This is a genomic window from Amycolatopsis sp. NPDC049159 (genome assembly GCF_040648295.1).
Lineage (GTDB): Bacteria > Actinomycetota > Actinomycetes > Mycobacteriales > Pseudonocardiaceae > Amycolatopsis > Amycolatopsis pretoriensis_A.
This window is the reverse complement of sequence record NZ_JBEZDL010000004.1, coordinates 289,137-305,524: the sequence shown is the minus strand read 5'-3', so window position 1 is coordinate 305,524 and position 16,388 is coordinate 289,137. Positions and strand designations below refer to the sequence as shown.

The 16,388-nt window shown below is 72.5% G+C and carries 16 protein-coding genes; 12 read left to right on the top strand and 4 right to left on the bottom strand.

What is annotated here, in order from left to right; all coding sequences use genetic code 11:
- The 10 genes from AB0B33_RS10285 to AB0B33_RS10240 all read left to right on the top strand — a co-directional run bounded on the left by AB0B33_RS10285 (position 1) and on the right by AB0B33_RS10240 (position 10,600).
- Positions 1-648: a YesL family protein gene (locus AB0B33_RS10285; protein WP_360769262.1), complete on the top strand. Its 648-nt coding sequence runs from the start codon at positions 1-3 to the stop codon at positions 646-648.
- Complete coding sequence (locus tag AB0B33_RS10280; RefSeq protein WP_360769259.1) at positions 645-1,793, top strand: Gfo/Idh/MocA family oxidoreductase; 1,149 nt, start codon at positions 645-647, stop codon at positions 1,791-1,793. The genes AB0B33_RS10285 and AB0B33_RS10280 overlap by 4 nt, the downstream gene beginning before the upstream one ends.
- Positions 1,780-3,069, top strand: coding sequence for a Gfo/Idh/MocA family oxidoreductase (locus tag AB0B33_RS10275; RefSeq protein ID WP_360769256.1), 1,290 nt, complete (start codon positions 1,780-1,782; stop codon positions 3,067-3,069). Before AB0B33_RS10280 ends, AB0B33_RS10275 begins: the two co-directional genes overlap by 14 nt.
- Positions 3,066-3,992, top strand: a complete 927-nt coding sequence (locus AB0B33_RS10270; RefSeq protein ID WP_247023652.1) for a PmoA family protein — start codon at positions 3,066-3,068, stop codon at positions 3,990-3,992. The genes AB0B33_RS10275 and AB0B33_RS10270 overlap by 4 nt, the downstream gene beginning before the upstream one ends.
- 10 nt (positions 3,993-4,002) lie before the next feature.
- Positions 4,003-5,277, top strand: a complete 1,275-nt coding sequence (locus AB0B33_RS10265; protein ID WP_360769253.1) for a pectate lyase — start codon at positions 4,003-4,005, stop codon at positions 5,275-5,277.
- A 207-nt stretch (positions 5,278-5,484) separates the two neighbouring features.
- Positions 5,485-6,255 (top strand): pectate lyase, encoded by a 771-nt coding sequence (locus AB0B33_RS10260; RefSeq protein WP_360769508.1) that lies wholly within the window; start codon positions 5,485-5,487, stop codon positions 6,253-6,255.
- 62 nt (positions 6,256-6,317) lie between these two features.
- Entirely contained in the window at positions 6,318-7,337 is a 1,020-nt protein-coding gene (locus AB0B33_RS10255; RefSeq protein WP_360769250.1) for a pectinesterase family protein, read from the top strand.
- Between the two features lie 32 nt (positions 7,338-7,369).
- Positions 7,370-8,350 carry an arabinan endo-1,5-alpha-L-arabinosidase gene (locus tag AB0B33_RS10250; protein WP_360769248.1) on the top strand — a complete coding sequence of 327 codons (981 nt, stop codon included), beginning with the start codon at positions 7,370-7,372 and terminating at the stop codon, positions 8,348-8,350.
- A 17-nt stretch (positions 8,351-8,367) separates the two neighbouring features.
- Positions 8,368-9,333 carry a GDSL-type esterase/lipase family protein gene (locus tag AB0B33_RS10245; RefSeq protein WP_360769245.1) on the top strand — a complete coding sequence of 322 codons (966 nt, stop codon included), beginning with the start codon at positions 8,368-8,370 and terminating at the stop codon, positions 9,331-9,333.
- Positions 9,334-9,376: 43 nt separating this feature from the next.
- Positions 9,377-10,600, top strand: a complete 1,224-nt coding sequence (locus AB0B33_RS10240) for a DUF222 domain-containing protein (protein ID WP_360769242.1) — start codon at positions 9,377-9,379, stop codon at positions 10,598-10,600.
- Positions 10,601-11,358: 758 nt separating this feature from the next.
- On the opposite strand, the gene AB0B33_RS10235 is transcribed toward AB0B33_RS10240, so the two are convergent.
- Entirely contained in the window at positions 11,359-11,706 is a 348-nt protein-coding gene (locus AB0B33_RS10235) for a cytoplasmic protein (RefSeq protein ID WP_247023645.1), read from the bottom strand.
- Positions 11,707-11,743: 37 nt separating this feature from the next.
- On the opposite strand from AB0B33_RS10235, the gene AB0B33_RS10230 reads away from it, so the two are divergent.
- Positions 11,744-12,340 (top strand): TetR/AcrR family transcriptional regulator, encoded by a 597-nt coding sequence (locus tag AB0B33_RS10230; RefSeq protein ID WP_360769239.1) that lies wholly within the window; start codon positions 11,744-11,746, stop codon positions 12,338-12,340.
- On the opposite strand, the gene AB0B33_RS10225 is transcribed toward AB0B33_RS10230, so the two are convergent.
- Together AB0B33_RS10225 and AB0B33_RS10220 are read right to left on the bottom strand one after the other, a co-directional pair.
- Complete coding sequence (locus AB0B33_RS10225; RefSeq protein ID WP_360769237.1) at positions 12,333-12,743, bottom strand: hypothetical protein; 411 nt, start codon at positions 12,741-12,743, stop codon at positions 12,333-12,335. The two genes, AB0B33_RS10230 and AB0B33_RS10225, sit on opposite strands and share 8 nt — an antisense overlap.
- 40 nt (positions 12,744-12,783) lie before the next feature.
- Entirely contained in the window at positions 12,784-13,638 is an 855-nt protein-coding gene (locus AB0B33_RS10220; protein WP_360769234.1) for a universal stress protein, read from the bottom strand.
- A 199-nt stretch (positions 13,639-13,837) separates the two neighbouring features.
- On the opposite strand from AB0B33_RS10220, the gene AB0B33_RS10215 reads away from it, so the two are divergent.
- The gene (locus AB0B33_RS10215; RefSeq protein ID WP_360769232.1) at positions 13,838-15,166 is read left to right on the top strand and encodes an endonuclease; all 1,329 of its coding nucleotides are present in this window, start codon (positions 13,838-13,840) and stop codon (positions 15,164-15,166) included.
- Here the strand turns inward: AB0B33_RS10215 and AB0B33_RS10210 are convergent.
- Positions 15,151-16,320: an MFS transporter gene (locus tag AB0B33_RS10210; RefSeq protein ID WP_360769229.1), complete on the bottom strand. Its 1,170-nt coding sequence runs from the start codon at positions 16,318-16,320 to the stop codon at positions 15,151-15,153. The two genes, AB0B33_RS10215 and AB0B33_RS10210, sit on opposite strands and share 16 nt — an antisense overlap.
- Between the last annotated feature and the right edge of the window lie 68 nt (positions 16,321-16,388).

Below are 16,388 nucleotides of genomic sequence, written 5' to 3'. Positions count from 1 at the left end.
ATGCGCGAAGCGACTTGGCGGGGTGGACTGGGGGAGTTCTCGGACTGCCTCCTGGCAGGGGTGCTGGTGGCACTGGCGTCCGTGCCGGTGGTGACGGCGGCCCCGGCCCTGGCGGCGGGCTGCCGCGCGATCGAGCGGTCCGGGCGCGGCGTGGGCGGTCCACTGTGGACGACGTTCTGGGCCGACTTCCGCGCGGCCGCCCGCGGCGGGGTGGTGTTCGGCGGGCTCGCGGTGCTGGCGGCCGTGCTGTTCGCGGTGGACCTGGAGGTGGCGGGCTCGCTGCCGGGAGGGCGCGTGCTCCGGCCGGTACTGGGGGTGCTGGCCGGCGTGGCGCTGGTGATCGCGGTGCGGACCTGTGAGGTGGTGGCCACCCGCGACTCGGCAGCGGGCTCGCCGGCGATGGCCGGTGCCCTGGCGCGGGGAGAGACGGGCGCGAATGGCCCGGCCGCGGCTCGGCGCGGGTCCGCGTCCTGGCTCCGCGCCGGCCTCGCCGCCGCGCGGGAAACCCCGGCCGCTCCCGGCAGCGCCGCGCTCCTCGCCGGGGCGATCCTCCTCTGCGCGGTCCTCGTCTGGATGCTCCCCATCCTCGCGTTCGTCGTCCCCGGGCCGCTTTGCCTCGCCGCCGTCGCGACCGGCAGGCGATCGTGATCCCCGCCGTCGTCGTCTTCGGGACCGCCGGGCACGCACTCACCCACCTGCGCCGGGCCCGCGCGCTCCACGACCGCGGCGAGATCGTCCTCGCCGGGGCCTGCGACGTCCGGGAACCGCCCGACGAAGCCCGCGCGCTGCTCCCGGACCACGCGAAGCTGACCACCGATCCCGGGGACCTCGTCGCGGGGGCGGACATCGCCGTCGTGGCCACGCCGCCGCACACCCACCTCGCCCTCGCCCGGCGTGCGCTCGCAGCCGGCTGTCACCTGCTGGTCGAGAAGCCCCCGGTGCTCGACCTCGCGGGCTTCGGCGAGCTCGAGCGGCTCACCCGTGACCGCGGCCTCGCCTGCCAGACCGGGTTCCAGAGCTTCGGCTCGGCCGCCGTCCCGCTGATCCGCGCGGCGATCGGGCGCGGTGAGATCGGGACGGTCACCGGGATCGCCGCCGCCGGGGCGTGGATCCGGCGGGACCGGTACTTCGGGCGGGCCGAGTGGGCGGGACGGCGGCGCGTCGGCGGGCAGCCGGTCGTGGACGGCTCCCTGACCAACCCCTTCGCGCACGCCGTGGCGACCGCTCTGCTGCTCAACGGCACCGCCGGACTGCTCCCGGACCACGTCGGCGTCGAGCTGTACCGGGCCCGCGCCATCGAATCCGACGACACCGCCTGCGCGCGGCTCGCCTTCGCCGGCGCGCCGGACGTCGTCGTCGCGGCCACGCTCGCCGCCGAGGCCGACCACCAGCCCTACGTCCTCGTGCACGGCACCGAAGGGCGGATCCGCTGGGACTACAAGACCGACGTCGTCGAGATCCGCGGCACCCCGGTGCCGGTGGAGCCGCCCGAAGACCTCCTGGTCAACCTCGTCGAGCACCTGCGCGACGGCGTGGCGCTGCGGGCGCCCCTGGCCGCGACCCGCGCCTTCACCGCGCTGGTCGAGGCGGTCCGCGACGCACCCGAACCGCGGCCGCTGCCCGCCGAGTGGGTCCGGACCGCCGGCACCGGCCCCGACCGGCACTACGTCGTCCCGGGCGTCGACGCGGCGGTCGACGACGCCGCCGGGCGGCTCGCCCTCTTCTCCGAACTCGCTCTGCCCTGGATCGGCGCCGGGAGCCGCGCCGGGAAGAGAGGTGATGGTGGTGCGTAGGTACGCGATCGTCGGCCTGGGCTCGCGGGCCGGGCTGTTCGCCGGCGCGCTGGCCGGGTCGCCGCGGGCGGAACTCGCCGCCTTCTGCGACACCAACGAGACCCGCATGCGCGTCCACAACGGCTGGCTGGGCACGGCGGTGCCCTGCTACCGGCCCGGCGACTTCACCGCGATGCTCGCGAAGGAGCGCATCGACGTCGTCGTGGTGTGCACGCCGGACCACACGCACGCGGACTACGTCGTCGCCGCGCTCGAGGCCGGCTGCGACGTCGTCACCGAAAAGCCGATGACCACCGACGTCGACGGCGCCCGCCGGATCCTCACCGCCCGGCGCGAAACGGGGCGTTCGGTGCGCGTCACCTTCAACTACCGCTACAACCCGGTGCACCGCCGGGTCCGGGAACTCCTGGCGGCGGGCGCGATCGGGGAGATCGGCTCGGTCGAGTTCAGCTGGCTGCTCGACACCGCGCACGGCGCCGACTACTTCCGCCGCTGGCACCGCGACAAGGCGAACTCCGGCGGCCTGCTCGTGCACAAGTCCGGGCACCACTTCGACCTCGTCAACTGGTGGCTCGGCCGCGGGCCCGAGACGGTCTTCGCGCTGGGCCGGCTGTTCTTCTACGGCGAGGAAAACGGGCGGCGGCACGGACAGCGTACGGACTACGCGCGGGGCAGCGGGACCACCGGCGACCCGTTCGCGCTCGACCTCGACCGCTCGCCCCGGCTGCGCGCCCTCTACCGCGACGCCGAGGCCGAGGACGGCTACCTCCGCGACCGCGCGGTCTTCGCGCCCGGCATCACGATCGAGGACGACCTGTCGGTGCTCGTCCGCCACCGGGGCGGCGCGGTGCTGAACTACCACCTCCACGCGTATTCACCCCGCGAGGGCTACCGGGTCGCCTTCTCCGGCAGCGAGGGACGGCTGGAGCTCGACGTCCGCGAGAACGAGCACGCCGTGGGCGCGGCCAAGTCCGTCGCGGACCTCCCGCCCGGCGTGGTGCCCGAACCCGGCCGCGCCCGGCTGACGCTGCAACGGCTCTGGGCGCCGCCCGAAGTCGTGCTCGACCAGGTCCTCGGCGACGGGCACGGTGGCGGGGACGAGCGGATGCTCGCCGAGCTGCTCGGGGACGCCGAGCCGGACGCGCTCGGCTGCGCGGCCGGCCACGACGCCGGGCTGGCGGCGCTGCTCACCGGGCTGGCCGCCAACCGGTCACTGGCGACCGGACGACCGGTCGCCGTCGCGGAACTGCTCGCCGAGCTCGGGGACCCGGCGTGAGCCGGGCGGCGGTCGGGGACGGGACGCTCGCGCCGGCCGAAGCCGGCGACGGCCGGGTGCGGGTCCGCCTCGGCGAGCTCGACCTCGCCGAGTACGTGGTCGCGCCGCCGACCCCGGCGGGGGACTCGCCGAAGCCGTACCTGCACCCGCTGCGCACCACCGCGGGAGAGGTCGTGACCGCGGTCCGGCCGCACGACCACACCTGGCACAACGGCCTGCAGTTCACGATGGCCCACCTCTCGGGCGAGAACTTCTGGGGCGGGCGCACCTACGTGCGCGGCCGCGGGTACACCCCGCTCGACAACAACGGCACCGTCGGTCACGTCCGCTGGGAGAGCCGGGTGTCCGCGCCCGGGCACTGCGAACTGCGGCACGAGCTGGCCTGGCGCACCGCGGCCGGCCGTCGCTGGCTCACCGAGCACCGCACGCTGCGCTTCGGGGACGTCGACGTCGACGGCGGGCACTGGACGCTCACCTGGACCAGCCGGCTGCGCAACACCAGCGGCCGCGAACTGCGCTGGGGCAGCCCGGTCACCGAAGGGCGGGACACGGCCGGCTACGGCGGGCTGTTCTGGCGCGGGCCGCGCTCGTTCGTCGGCGGCGAAGTCCGGACCCCGGACGGCCGGAGCGCGGCCGGCGCGATGGGGCACCGGGCGCCGTGGCTCGCCTTCACCGGACGGCACGACGTCAGCCTGCGGACCTCGACGCTGCTGTTCGCCGACAGCCCGGCCAACCCCGCGTACCCGACGGCCTGGTACGTCCGGGCCGAGCCGTTCCCGGTGGTCAGCTTCGCCGCCACCTACCACCGGCCGTGGCTGTTCGAACCCGGCGGCGAACTGACGCTGACCCACCACCTCGTCGTCGTCGACGGCGATCCGGACCCCGCCCGGCTGTCCGAGCTCGCGGCCCGGGCGGCCGAGTGAAAGGACTGCCATGCGCTGGAAGGCTTTCGCGGGGTGCCTCGCCCTGATCGGACTCACCTGCGCGGCCGCGCCCGCGTCCGCGCACGGGCACGACCCCGGCCGCGTCGTGCTCGGCGCGCGCGACGGCTGGGCCGCGGCGACCACCGGGACGACCGGGGGAGCGGCCGCCGCCGGCATCCGCACGGTGACCAAGCGCTCCGAACTCGTCGCCGCGCTGGCGGCCGACCCGGGCGCGCCGAAGATCATCCGCGTCCGCGGCACGATCGAGGGCAACGCGGACGACCGGGACCGGCCGATGAGCTGCACCGATTTCGCCGACCCCGGTTACACCCTGCCCGCCTACCTGGCGGCGTACGACCCGGCCACCTGGGGCAAGGTCGAGCCGTCCGGGCCCCTGGAGGAGGCACGCGCCCGGTCCCAGGCCAACCAGGCGGCGCAGGTGGTCCTCGACGTCGGGCCGAACACGACGATCATCGGCGACCACGCCACACTGCACGGGCTGACGCTGCGCGTGACCGGCGACAACGTGATCCTGCGGAACCTGGGCTTCGCCGACGCGCACGACTGCTTCCCGCAGTGGGACCCCCTCGACGGCGCCGACGGCAACTGGAACTCCGAGTACGACAACGTCGACCTGGTCGGCGCGACGCACGTCTGGGTGGACCACAACGACTTCGGCGACGGCGGGAACGACCGGCAGCCGACCTACTTCGGGCGCGAGTACGAGGTCCACGACGGCCTGCTCGACATCGTGAACGGGTCGGACCTGGTGACCGTGTCGTACAACCGGCTGCACGACCACGACAAGACGATGCTGATCGGCAACACCGACAAGCCCACCCACGACGTGGGCAAGCTGCGCGTCACGGTGCACCACAACCTCTTTTCCGAGATCGGGCAGCGCGCGCCGCGGGTCCGGTACGGGCAGGTGCACGTCTACGACAACCTGTACGCGGTGCGGGACGCGGCGGCCTACACGTATTCGCTCGGGGTCGGCGTGGAATCCCGGATCTACGCGGAGGACAACTTCTTCCGGATCCCGGCGTCGGTACCGCTGGGCGCGCTCGTCGAGTACTGGAAGGGCACGGTGCTGCACGCGACCGGCACCCTGGTCGCGACGGGTACCGCGTGGCCGCGGCCGGTGGACCTGCTGGCCGAGTACAACGCGGCCAACGACCCGGACCTCGGCCCCGACGTCGGGTGGACGCCGGCCCTGGTGGACCGGCTCGACCCGGCGTGGCAGGTCCCGGCGCGGGTGCTCACCGGCGCCGGGCCCGCGCGCTGACCGTTCGACACTTTCGGTGTTTTCTGAAAACCCGCGCGGGCGGCGACCATCCGGGCGACTTGCCCGGCGCAGCGGCGAACGACATTGACACGGACTGTCCGCAACCCGAAACTCAGTGGCGAGAAAGCGCTTTCACAACCCGGTCGGACGTTTCGTCAGCGCCGATTGAAGAATCAGACCAGGGAGTGATGAATGGTTTCCCCAGTGATTTCCCGGATGATCCGGGTGGCCGCCGTGGCCGCGCTCGTGGTTTCGGCGGCGGCCGGCACCGGCGCGACCGCGTCGGCCGCCACCTGGCCGAGCCCCAGCACGAACGTGCCGGTCGGCGCGACGATCAAGGTCACCAGCGGCACCTACGACGGCGGGCTCAAGCGGTTCTACGGCACCGGCGACCTCGGGTCCGGCGGCCAGGACGAGGGCCAGGACCCGTTGTTCCAGCTCGCCAACGGCACCACGCTGAAGAACGTCGTCCTGGGCAGTCCGGCCGCCGACGGCGTGCACTGCCTCGGCACCTGCACGCTGCTCAACGTCTGGTGGGAGGACGTCGGCGAGGACGCGGCGACCTTCAAGGGCACCTCCGCCTCGCAGACCATGACGATCGACGGCGGCGGTGCCCGCAAGGCGTCGGACAAGGTCTTCCAGCACAACGGCCCGGGCACCATGTACATCCGGAACTTCGAGGTCAACGACTTCGGCAAGCTGTACCGCTCCTGCGGCAACTGCAAGACGCAGTACAAGCGCAACGTCGTCGTCGACAACGTCACGGCCACCGTGCCGGGCAAGGCGCTGGTCGGCATCAACACGAACTACGGCGACACCGCGAAGCTGACGCGGATCACGATCGTCGGCGATTCGAGCCGCAAGATCGAGCCCTGCCAGAAGTACAAGGGCGTCACCAGCGGCGAGCCGACGAAGACCGGCAGCGGCCCCGATGCGACGAACTGCCTCTACACCAGCGCCAACATCACCTACCGGTAGTCCGAGCCGCGCCGCGGGTGCCGGCCGCCGTCCGGCACCCGCGGCGCTCCCAGGGAGGCGTCATGCTCAAGACCCTGCTCGTCGCTTCGGCGCTCGCGGGGACGGCGCTGGCCGCCCCGCCGGCCGGGGCCGCGGTCGTCAACGTCGTCGTGGCCAAGGACGGCACCGGCACGCACAGCACCGTCCAAGCCGGGATCGACGCCGTGTCGGCCGGCGGCACCGTGTCGGTGAAACCCGGCACCTACCGCGAGGTGATCACCGTGCCCGCGGCCAAGACCGGGGTGACCCTGCGGGGCACCACCGGCAAGGCGTCGGACGTCGTCGTCGACTACGACAACGCCAGCGGGACGAAGAAGCCGGACGGCTCGACCTACGGCACGACGGGCAGCGCGACCGCGACGATCGCCGCGAACGGCTTCACCGCGACGGCGCTGACCTTCCGCAACTCCTTCGACCGCAAGGCCCACCCGGAGATCACCGCCACCCAGGCCGTCGCGGTCAAGACCACCGGCGACCGGATGGTCTTCGACGACGTCACCTTCCTCGGGCACCAGGACACGCTCTACGCCGACACCGCGGCCGTGGGCACGACCGGCCGCCAGTACTACCGGAACTGCTCGATCAGCGGCGACGTCGACTTCCTCTTCGGGCGCGCGACCGCGGTGTTCGACCGGGCGACGATCACCGCGCTCGACCGCGGTTCGAACCCGAACGGCTACCTGACCGCGGCCAGCACCCGCCGGACCAACCCGTACGGCTTCCTGATCGTGGGCAGCCGGGTGCTCAGCCCGGCCGCGAACGCCAGCTTCTACCTGGGGCGGCCGTGGCACCCGAGCGGCGACGTCGACGCGATCGCGCAGGTCGTCATCCGCGAGACCATCCTGCCGGCGGCGATCAAGGCGACGCCGTGGACGGACATGTCGGGCTTCTCGTGGAAGGACGCCCGGTTCTTCGAATACCGCAACACGGGACCCGGCGCGGGCACCGGCACCGACCGGCCGCAGCTCCCCGCCGCGCAGGCCGCGAACTTCACCGCGCAGCGCTACCTCGCGGGCGGCGACGGGTGGAACCCCGTGCACTGACCCGGAAACCCCATCGACTGCGAGGACACCTCATGAGCCTGCCCCGCCTGCTCGCCGTCCTGGCCGCCGCCCTGCTGAGCGCACCCGCCGCCCAGGCCGCCACCTACCCGGACCCGGGGTACGTCACCGGGGACGTCACGGCGGTCCACGACCCGTCGATGATCCGCGCGGCGGACGGCAGCTACCTGCTCTACTCGACCGATCAGTACCTGCAGATCCGCCGTTCGACCGACCGCATCCACTTCACGAAGATCGGCTCGGTGTGGCCGGGCGGCGCGCCGTGGACGGCACCCTTCACCGACCCGGCCCACCCGGGTTACCTGTGGGCGCCGGACATCTCGTTCCACAACGGCCGGTACTACCTGTACTACGCGGCTTCGACGTTCGGCTCGCGCAATTCGGCGATCTTCCTGGCCACCAGCCCGACGGGGTTGCCGGGCAGCTGGACCAACCAGGGCATCGTCACACAGACGAGCACCAGCGACGACTACAACGCGATCGACCCGAACCTGTTCGTCGATTCGGGCGGCCGCTGGTGGCTGAGCTTCGGCTCGTGGTGGACGGGCATCAAGGTGTACCGGCTGGACCCGGCGACCGGGAAGCGCAGCACGACGGACACCGCGTTGCGCAGCATCGCGCAGCGCACGGGCAGCACGACGGCCGAGGAAGCGCCGTACATCGTGCAGCATGGGAGCTACTTCTACCTGTTCGTTTCGTGGGACTCGTGCTGCCAGGGCACGAAGAGCACGTACCGCGTGATGGCCGGCCGGTCGACGTCGATCACCGGTCCGTACACCGACCGCAACGGCGTCCGGCTGACCGCGGGCGGCGGCACGCAGATCCTGGCGAGCCACGGCGACGTCCACGGCCCCGGCCACGTGGCTGTGCTGCACGACACCGACGCGGACGTGCTGGTCTACCACTATTACTACTCCGACGCGACGCCGCAGACGGGCAAGCTCGGCATCAACCTCATCGGCTACGACAGCGCCGGCTGGCCCTACGTCTACTGAATTCGGGAGTCCCCGTCATGCGCCTGTTCCTGACGATCGCCGCGGTGGCGTCGGTGTCGCTCGCCCCGGCGGCGGCCGCGGACGTCCCGGTCACCGACGCGAACCTCGCCTACACCGGCCGGTGGACCACCGAGTCCGCCGGCGCGGTCCCGCACTGGGCCGGCGCGTACGTCACGGCGAAGTTCACCGGCACGACGGTGAAGGTGAAGGCCCGGGCGGCGGTGAACTTCTACGCGAGCATCGACAACGGCCCCGACGTGTTCTTCGCCGGGGTGAAGGGGACGGTCCCGCTGACGCCGTCGGCACTGCCCGCCGGCACGCATTCACTGCGGCTGTCCTACCGGTCCGGCGACACGATCTTCCAGGGCCTGGGCCTGGACGCGGGAGCGTCGACGGCGCCGGTGACACCGCCGCCGAAGCTGCTGGAGTTCGTCGGCGACTCGATCACGTACGGCGCGCTGACGAGCAAACTGGCGCTTTCCGCGTACGGCTGGCAGGTGGGGGAGCGGCTCGGGGTGCGCCACAAGCAGATCGCGCGTTCCGGCTACTGCCTGGTGGCGGCGTCGGGCTGTGTCGGGCAGGCGGCGCAGTTCTTCCGCACGGACAGCACGGGCGACACGGCCTGGGACTTCACGCGCTACCAGGCGACGGCGGTGGTGATCAACCTCGGCACCAACGACGCCGGGCACGGTGTCAGCGGACCGGCTTTCCAGGCGGCGTACACGAAGCTGCTGCGGGACATCAGGGCGAAGTACCCGAACGCGACGCTGTTCGCGTTCGAGACGTTGAAGAAGCGGTACGTGACGGAGACGAAGAACGCGGTCGCGGCGACGGGCGACCCGAAGGTCCGGTTCATCACCACGGAAGGCTGGCTGACAACGGGAATGGACTACGCGGACGGCGACGGCCACCCGAACGACGGGGGCCACACGAAGATCGCCGACCGGCTGGCTCCGATTCTCGCTCCGGCTTTGTTCGCCTGATCGAGTGATGAACAGATGTTCGGGTGTCGGGTAATCTTGTTGTGTGGACAGAGAAGCGGTGTGGCAGACGGACGCGGAGGCTTTGGCCGACCGTCTCCGTGGGCTGCTCACCGTTGTGCGGTCTGCCGAGGCGGAAATCGGGACTCTGCTGGTGGAAATCGAGTCGCGTGGCGTGATGGAACTGTTCGGCTACCGCTCGGTTGCCCGCTTACTCGAACACCTCGCCGACATTCCCCACGCAGCCGCCCAGCGCACGGTCACCCGAGCCCTCGCTCTCACCTCTGCGCACACCCTCGACGCCACGCCCGCTCTCGCCCCCGCCACCGGCGCTGCCGCCCTGACGGGTGCCCTGAGCACGCCGATGATCGACACCATCATCACCGCCCTCACCCCCATCCCCCTCGAACACCGCGACTCCGCCGAACAAGACCTGCTCGCCTTCGCCGTCGACGCAGGCCACAAACAAGTCGCGGCGCTCGGCACCCGGATCCTGGCCCACCTCGACCCTGACGGCGCCGAGCCGGTCGATGTCGAGCCCGCCACCCCGGCCCGCGAACTCTCGTTACGCCGCAGGCGCACCGGAACCTGGGAACTCACCGGCCGGTTCGACGACGAAACCGGCACCCGAGCCAGCGCCCTGCTCGATGCCTTGGCCGAACGCCGTACTGCCGACGACGGCGGAGACTTCCGTTCCCCGCAGGAACGCTACGGCGACGCCTTCTCCGACGCCATCGACCTCGCGCTCAACTCCCCAGAGCTGCCCACGCAGGCCGGTGAACGCGCCCACGTCCTAGTCGCCGTCTCCCTCGCCGACCTGCAATCCGGCCTCGGCCAGGCGACCCTGGGCGACACCGGCCTGATCTCCGCGGTCGAGGCCCGCATCCACGCCTGCGACTGCAAACTGATCCCGTCCGTTTTGGGCGCCAGCAGCGAACCCCTGGACTTGGGTAGAGCTCGCCGCCTGATCTCACCCGGCCTCCGCCGGGCCCTGTTCTTACGTGACCGAGGCTGCGCCTTCCCCGGCTGTCACCGCCCACCGCGGCACTGTCAAGGCCACCACATCCGCCACTGGGCCAACGGCGGCCCCACGGACCTCGCCAACCTGGTCCTGCTTTGCGCCCACCATCACCGCCTCATGCACCGCTCGGGTTGGCAGGTCCGCCTCGCGACCGACGGCCACCCCGAATTCCTACCCCCGGTGTTCCTGGACAAGCGTCGAAAACCCAGGCGCAACAACCTGCATCAGCCACTGCCCTTCGCGGCGTGACACAACCGAACACGGGAAAGGCCCGCAGCCACCGGCTGCGGGCCTACACCCACAACACCACCCGCATGATCGACGAAGCCCGCCATCCTCCGACGCCCGATCGGTCGGCGAACCCGCCGCAAGCAATCCCCGGACCCGCACCAATCCTGGCACCGGCGGCACCCAGCCTCCCCGCGGTGGCCCCTCACCCGCGGCCTCACTGCACTGGCCTTTCCACGCAACTGCCGAGCTTCCTGCGGCGTTCTTTCGCTCGCGGGATCACTGCGCTGGCCGTTCGCTGCAGCTGGCGAGCTTTGCGGTGGTCCCTCTCTCGCGGGGTCACTGGAGTGGCTGTTCGCCGCAACTGCCGATCTTCTCGAGGGCGGCCCTTCAGTCGCGGCATCGCTCTGCTGGCCGTTCACTGCAGCTGCCAAGCTTTCCGCGGTGGTCCCTCTGTCGCTGGGTCACTGGACTGGCTGTTCGCCGCAACTGCTGAGCTTCCTGTGGCAGCCCTTCAGTCGTGGCATCGCTGTGCTGGCCGTTCACTGCAGCTGCCGAGCTTCCGCGGCGGTCCCTCAGCCGCGGCGGCACTGGACTGGTCGTTCGCCGCAATTGCCGAGCTTCCTGCGGCGTCCCTTCGCTCGCGGGGTCACTGTGCTGGCCGTTCACCGCAACTGCCGAACTTCCCCCGTCGCCCTCACTCGCGGCAGCCTCGAGCCAGCCGCGCACCGCAACAAACGCCTCCCAAGCCCGACCGTGCTGCCCGCACGCGAAACTCCCTACCCGCCAGCCGGGGCCGGCCCCAGCGCGGAGCCCGCCACCGCCCCGCCGGGTTCCTTCAACTCCACGAACAGCGAGTGCGTAGGCGTGGTGCCGACATTCTCGCCCGAATGCTCCTGCGCCCCCACCCAGCGCACCGCCCCCGCAGGCAAGTCCACCGCCACCTCGCGGCCGCCCGACGAGATGCGGCGGCTGAAGGCGCTCAACGTGACCATCACCGTGTCGGGGTGCCGGTGGGGCTCGGTCCGATCGCCCGGCCGGTCGCGGTACTCCAGCACCCGCACCCGCTCGTTCTCGAAAACCACCTGGTACAGCTCGGGGTTCGTTTCGGCCGGGTCACCGGTCATGGCCGCCTCCTTCGTGGGACGTGAGTACCATGATGGCATGGCCGTCCCATACGAGTCCACCGGCAGGCAGCGGCAGAAGGGCCGGACCCGGGCCGCGCTGGTCGAGGCCGCGCACGCGCTGCTCGCCGATGGTGGGTCGCCGACCGTCGAGGACGCTGCCGCGGCGGCCGGGATTTCGCGTACCACCGCCTACCGGTACTTCCCCAACCAGCGCGAGCTGCTGCTCGCCGCCTACCCGGAGATCCAGGACGACGCCGGCCTGCTGCCCGCGGACGCGCCCGCCGATCCCGTCGCGCGGCTCGAGCTTGTGATGCGGGAGTTCATCGCCTTCACCCTGCGCTGGGAGCCGCAGCTGCGCGCGCAGCTCCGGCTGTCCCTGGAACCCGGCGCCCGGCAGCCGGTGCTGCGCCGGGGCCGGGCGATCCGCTGGATCGAGGAGGCCCTCGTCCCGCTCGCGGACACGCACCCGCACCTGGACGTGCACGGCCTGGCCACGGCGATCCGCTCGGCGTCCGGCATCGAGTCGCTGGTCTGGCTGACCGACATCGGCGGCCTCGACCGCGCGCGGGCCGCCGAGATGCTGGCGGGTTCCGCGCGGGCCATCCTGCGGGCGGCGCTCGACCCGGTTACGTGATCGGCACCGTCGCGATGCAGGAGTCGGTGCCGTTGCTGAAGGTCGTCGACGCCGTCCCGACCGCGGTCGCCGGCACGTCGACGCCCGGGGGCAGCGTCAGGCTCGTGGTCCCGGACGTCGGCACGGACCGGGTGTAGACCGTGTGCGTGGTGAAGCCGTCGCGGTAGGAGATCCGCAGCAGCAGGTTGCCCGCGTCGCCGATGTACGGCCCGGACGACGTCGTCGCCCCGAGCATGTGGTGGTAGCCGCCGGAGGTGTCGTAGCGCAGGGTGAACGAGCCGCCGAAGTCGCCGGAATGGCAGACGGCGGTCTTCTGGGTGATCGTGGCCGCCTGGGCCGGGGCCGCCAGCACCGTGGCGCTCGCCAGCGCGGCCACCAGTCCGGCTCGGATCGCAGTCTTCATGCCCCCATCCTGGACGGCGGCACTTCCGTTTCACTTCTCCTCACCCGGCGGTGCGGACCAGCAGGACCGGGCAGGCGGCGTGGTGCAGGAGGGCCTGGCCGGTCGAACCGAGCAGGAGACCGGGGAAGCCGCCGCGGCCGCGGTCGCCGAGGACGACGAGCTGGGCGTCGCCGCTGCGCTCGATCAGCTCCCGCCGCGGGTGGGCGTGCACCAGGACGCGCTCGACTTCGACGTCGCCGGTGTCGTGGGCCAGCACCCCCGCGCCGAGCAGCCGGTGCCCGGCTTCGGTGACGCACCGGGGATCCGCGCGCGGCGGTGGCGTGTCCGCCCAGGCGTGCAGCACGACGAGGGGGGCGCCGCGGGTGCGCGCTTCGGCCAGCGCGGCTTCGAGGACCCGGCTGCCGGCTTCGCTGCCGTCGATCCCGGTGACGACCGGGCGCTGCGCCGCGTCCGGCTCGTCCCAGCCGTCCCCGCGGACGACGACGGTGTCGCACCGCGCGTGCGTCCCGACGGCCGCGGCGACCGAGCCGGCGAGCAGGCTGGTGAGCCGCCCGTGCCCGGCCGAGCCGACGACGAGCAATGCGGCGGACCTCGACGCGTCGATCAGCGCCTGCGCCGCCCGATCGGGATCGAGCCGCGTGGCCGCATCATCGACACCCTGCGCGGCGGCGAGCTCCCGCGCGATCCGCAACGCCCGCCGGCCCCGCGCCCGCAGGCCGTCCACCAGCTCGTCCGGCGGCGGCACGACCCCACCGGCGAGCAGCGCGGGCACATCGAGGGCATGCACGACTTCGAGCGGCGCGCCCCGCAAACGCGCGGCCCGCGCGGCCCAGCGGACGGCATCGAGCGACTCGGCCGACCCGTCCACCCCGGCGACGATCGGCGGTCCGGTCATCCTCAAGACTGTAGGCCGCCGCGAGGACCCGTGCGGCGATGTCCCGGAATCAGCGAGCGGCGGTCGAATTCGACGAATTCACGGTGGCGGCGAAAGGAACGGTCCGGCTTTCGGCCGAATTCCTCCGCGGGCCCTTGACGCGCGTCCCGGCGCCGCCCGATCATTCCGGTCGCTCGTCCCCGGGAGAACGAGGTACTCCGTGAAGATCCGCCTCGCCGTCGTGGTCCTGCTGTGCGGGGCCACCGCGCTGGTGCCGGCCGCCGCGCACGCCGATTCCGCCGACGGCGGCACCTTCTCCGTGGTGAGCTACAACGTCGCCGGGCTGCCCGAAGGCATTTCGAGCGCGCCGACTCCCCGCGAGCCGGCCACGACGGCCATCGGGCAGCGGCTGGGCCCCTACGACGTGGTGCACGTCGAGGAGGACTTCAACTACCACGCCACGCTCTACGCGGCCGACCACCACCCGTACCGCACCCCGACGAGCGGCGGCGCGGGGATCGGCAGCGGCCTGAACACGCTGTCGTCGCTGCCCTACGACACCGGCGACTTCGAGCGCGTGCGCTGGAAGTCGTGCCAGTTCGACTCCGGGGACTGCCTGACGCCCAAGGGATTCACCTTCATGCGGCTGAGGCTCGCCGAGGGCGTCTACGTCGACGCGTACAACGTGCACACCAACGCGGGCACGAACGACGGCGACGAGGAGTCGCGCGCGTCGAACCTGGCGCAGCTGACCGCGTTCATCCGCACCCACTCGGCGGGCAACCCGGTGCTCGTCATGGGCGACACCAACACGCGCTACACCCGCGCGGCGGACACGATCGCGGCGTTCGCCGCCGACAACGGTCTCACCGACGCCTGGGTGCAGCTCGTCCGCGGCGGGTCCGCGCCCGCGCCGGGCAGTCCCGCGCTGGTGTGCGACCCGCAGCACGTCACCGACGACTGCGAAGTCGTCGACAAGGTCCTCTACCGCGGCAGCCCGCTCGTCTCCCTCGACGCGACGGCCTACCACAACGAGCACGCGAAGTTCCTCGACGACCAAGGCCGGATGCTGTCCGACCACGACCCGGTCACCGTCGGGTTCGGCTGGACGCGCAACCCGGCGCTGCGCCTGTCCGAGCAGTTCGGCGGCCCCCACGGCGACTACTTCACCGACGTCGGCGCCGTCGGAGCGGGCGCCCGCGTCCGGACGCTCTCGCTGCGCGCGGGCTCGCGGGTGGACCAGCTCGGCGTCACGCTCGAGAACGGCACGGTGCTGACCCACGGCGGGACCGGCGGGACGGCGGCCGCGCTGACCCTCGGCGCCGGCGAATACGTCACGCGAGCGACGTTGTGCCAGGGCAGCTACCAAGGGCACACGCGGATCTTCTCCGCGGCGTTCACGACCAGCACCGGCCGCACCCTGGCCGGCGGCTCGGCGACGGCGGACTGCGTGACCCGCGTGGCGCCGGCGGGCTGGCAGCTCGCCGGCTTCCACGGGCGCGCCGGCGGCGAGGTCGACAAGATCGGGTTCGTCTACACCGAGCGGTGAACGGACCAGGCGAGCAGCGCGAGTTCCAGCACCGCGAACCCGGCCAGCGCCACCGAACCCGGCGCCAGGAGCAGCGCCAGCCCGACGAGCAGCACCGGCAGCACCAGACCCGCGTACGCCACGAGGAACAGCGCCGCCAGCACTTCGCCGCGGGTGAGGTCGTCCGCGAGCGCCGCCACCGTGCCGACCGACGCGCGGAAGCCCAGCCCGAACCCGGCGCCCGCGAGCACGCTGGCGGCGAAGAACAGCGGGAGCGAGGCCGCGAACGCCGACGCCGTCAGCAGCACCAGGCCGGTGCCCATCAGCACGTAGCCGGACCGCAGCTGCGCGCGCGTGCCGAGGCGTGAGAACGCGATCTGGGCGAGCGCCGCGCTGCCCAGCATGGTGAACGGCGCGAGCCCGGCGAGCAGGCGGGACGGCTCGTGCAGTTCGTGCGCCAGCAAAGCCGGGGCGAGCGCCATGAACAGGCCGCTCAGCGCGAACGCCGCGAACGCGCCGATCGCGGCGCCGGTGAACTCGCGCCGGGCCGAAGGCGGCAGCGAGAGCCGCTGCGGGCGGTAGGCCGGGCGCTCTTCCCGGCGTTCGACCGTCTCCGGCACCAGGCTCACCGCGATCGCTTCGAGCAGGAGCACGACCAGGAACACCGCGAACGGCGTGCTCAGCGGGTGGACGGCGAACCGCGCGAACACCCCGCCCACGAGCGGGCCGAGGGCCAGACCACCGGCGTTCATGACGGTCGCGGTGAGCGCGGGGGCCCGCAGCTCGGACAGGTGCGCGGTGGCCGTCGCGGTGATGACGCCGATCCCCGCGCCGCTGAGGAGCCGCGCGACGATCAGGCCGGGAACGTCCGGCCACAGCAGGAAGAGCGCGGCGGCGAGGGCTTCCGCGAGCAGCCCGGCGAGCAGGACGCGGCGGCGCCCGAGCCAGTCGCTGACGTGCCCGGCGAGGTACAGGCTGAGCATCACGCCGACCGCGTAGGCGGCGAAGATCACCGTGACGAGGAAAGCGGGGAAGCCGTCCCGCTGCTGGTAAAGCGCGTAGAGCGGGGTCGGCAGGGTGGAGAACGCGAGTGCCGTCGCGAACGCGACCGCGACGACGCGGAAACCCAGCCCGCGGCTCACGCGGAGCCGGGCGGGGGACAGGGTGACGGACATCGGGACCTTCCAGAACGCCAGTGGATCTTCCGCTGTCCACGATCACCCCGCCGACTCAGCAAGTCCAA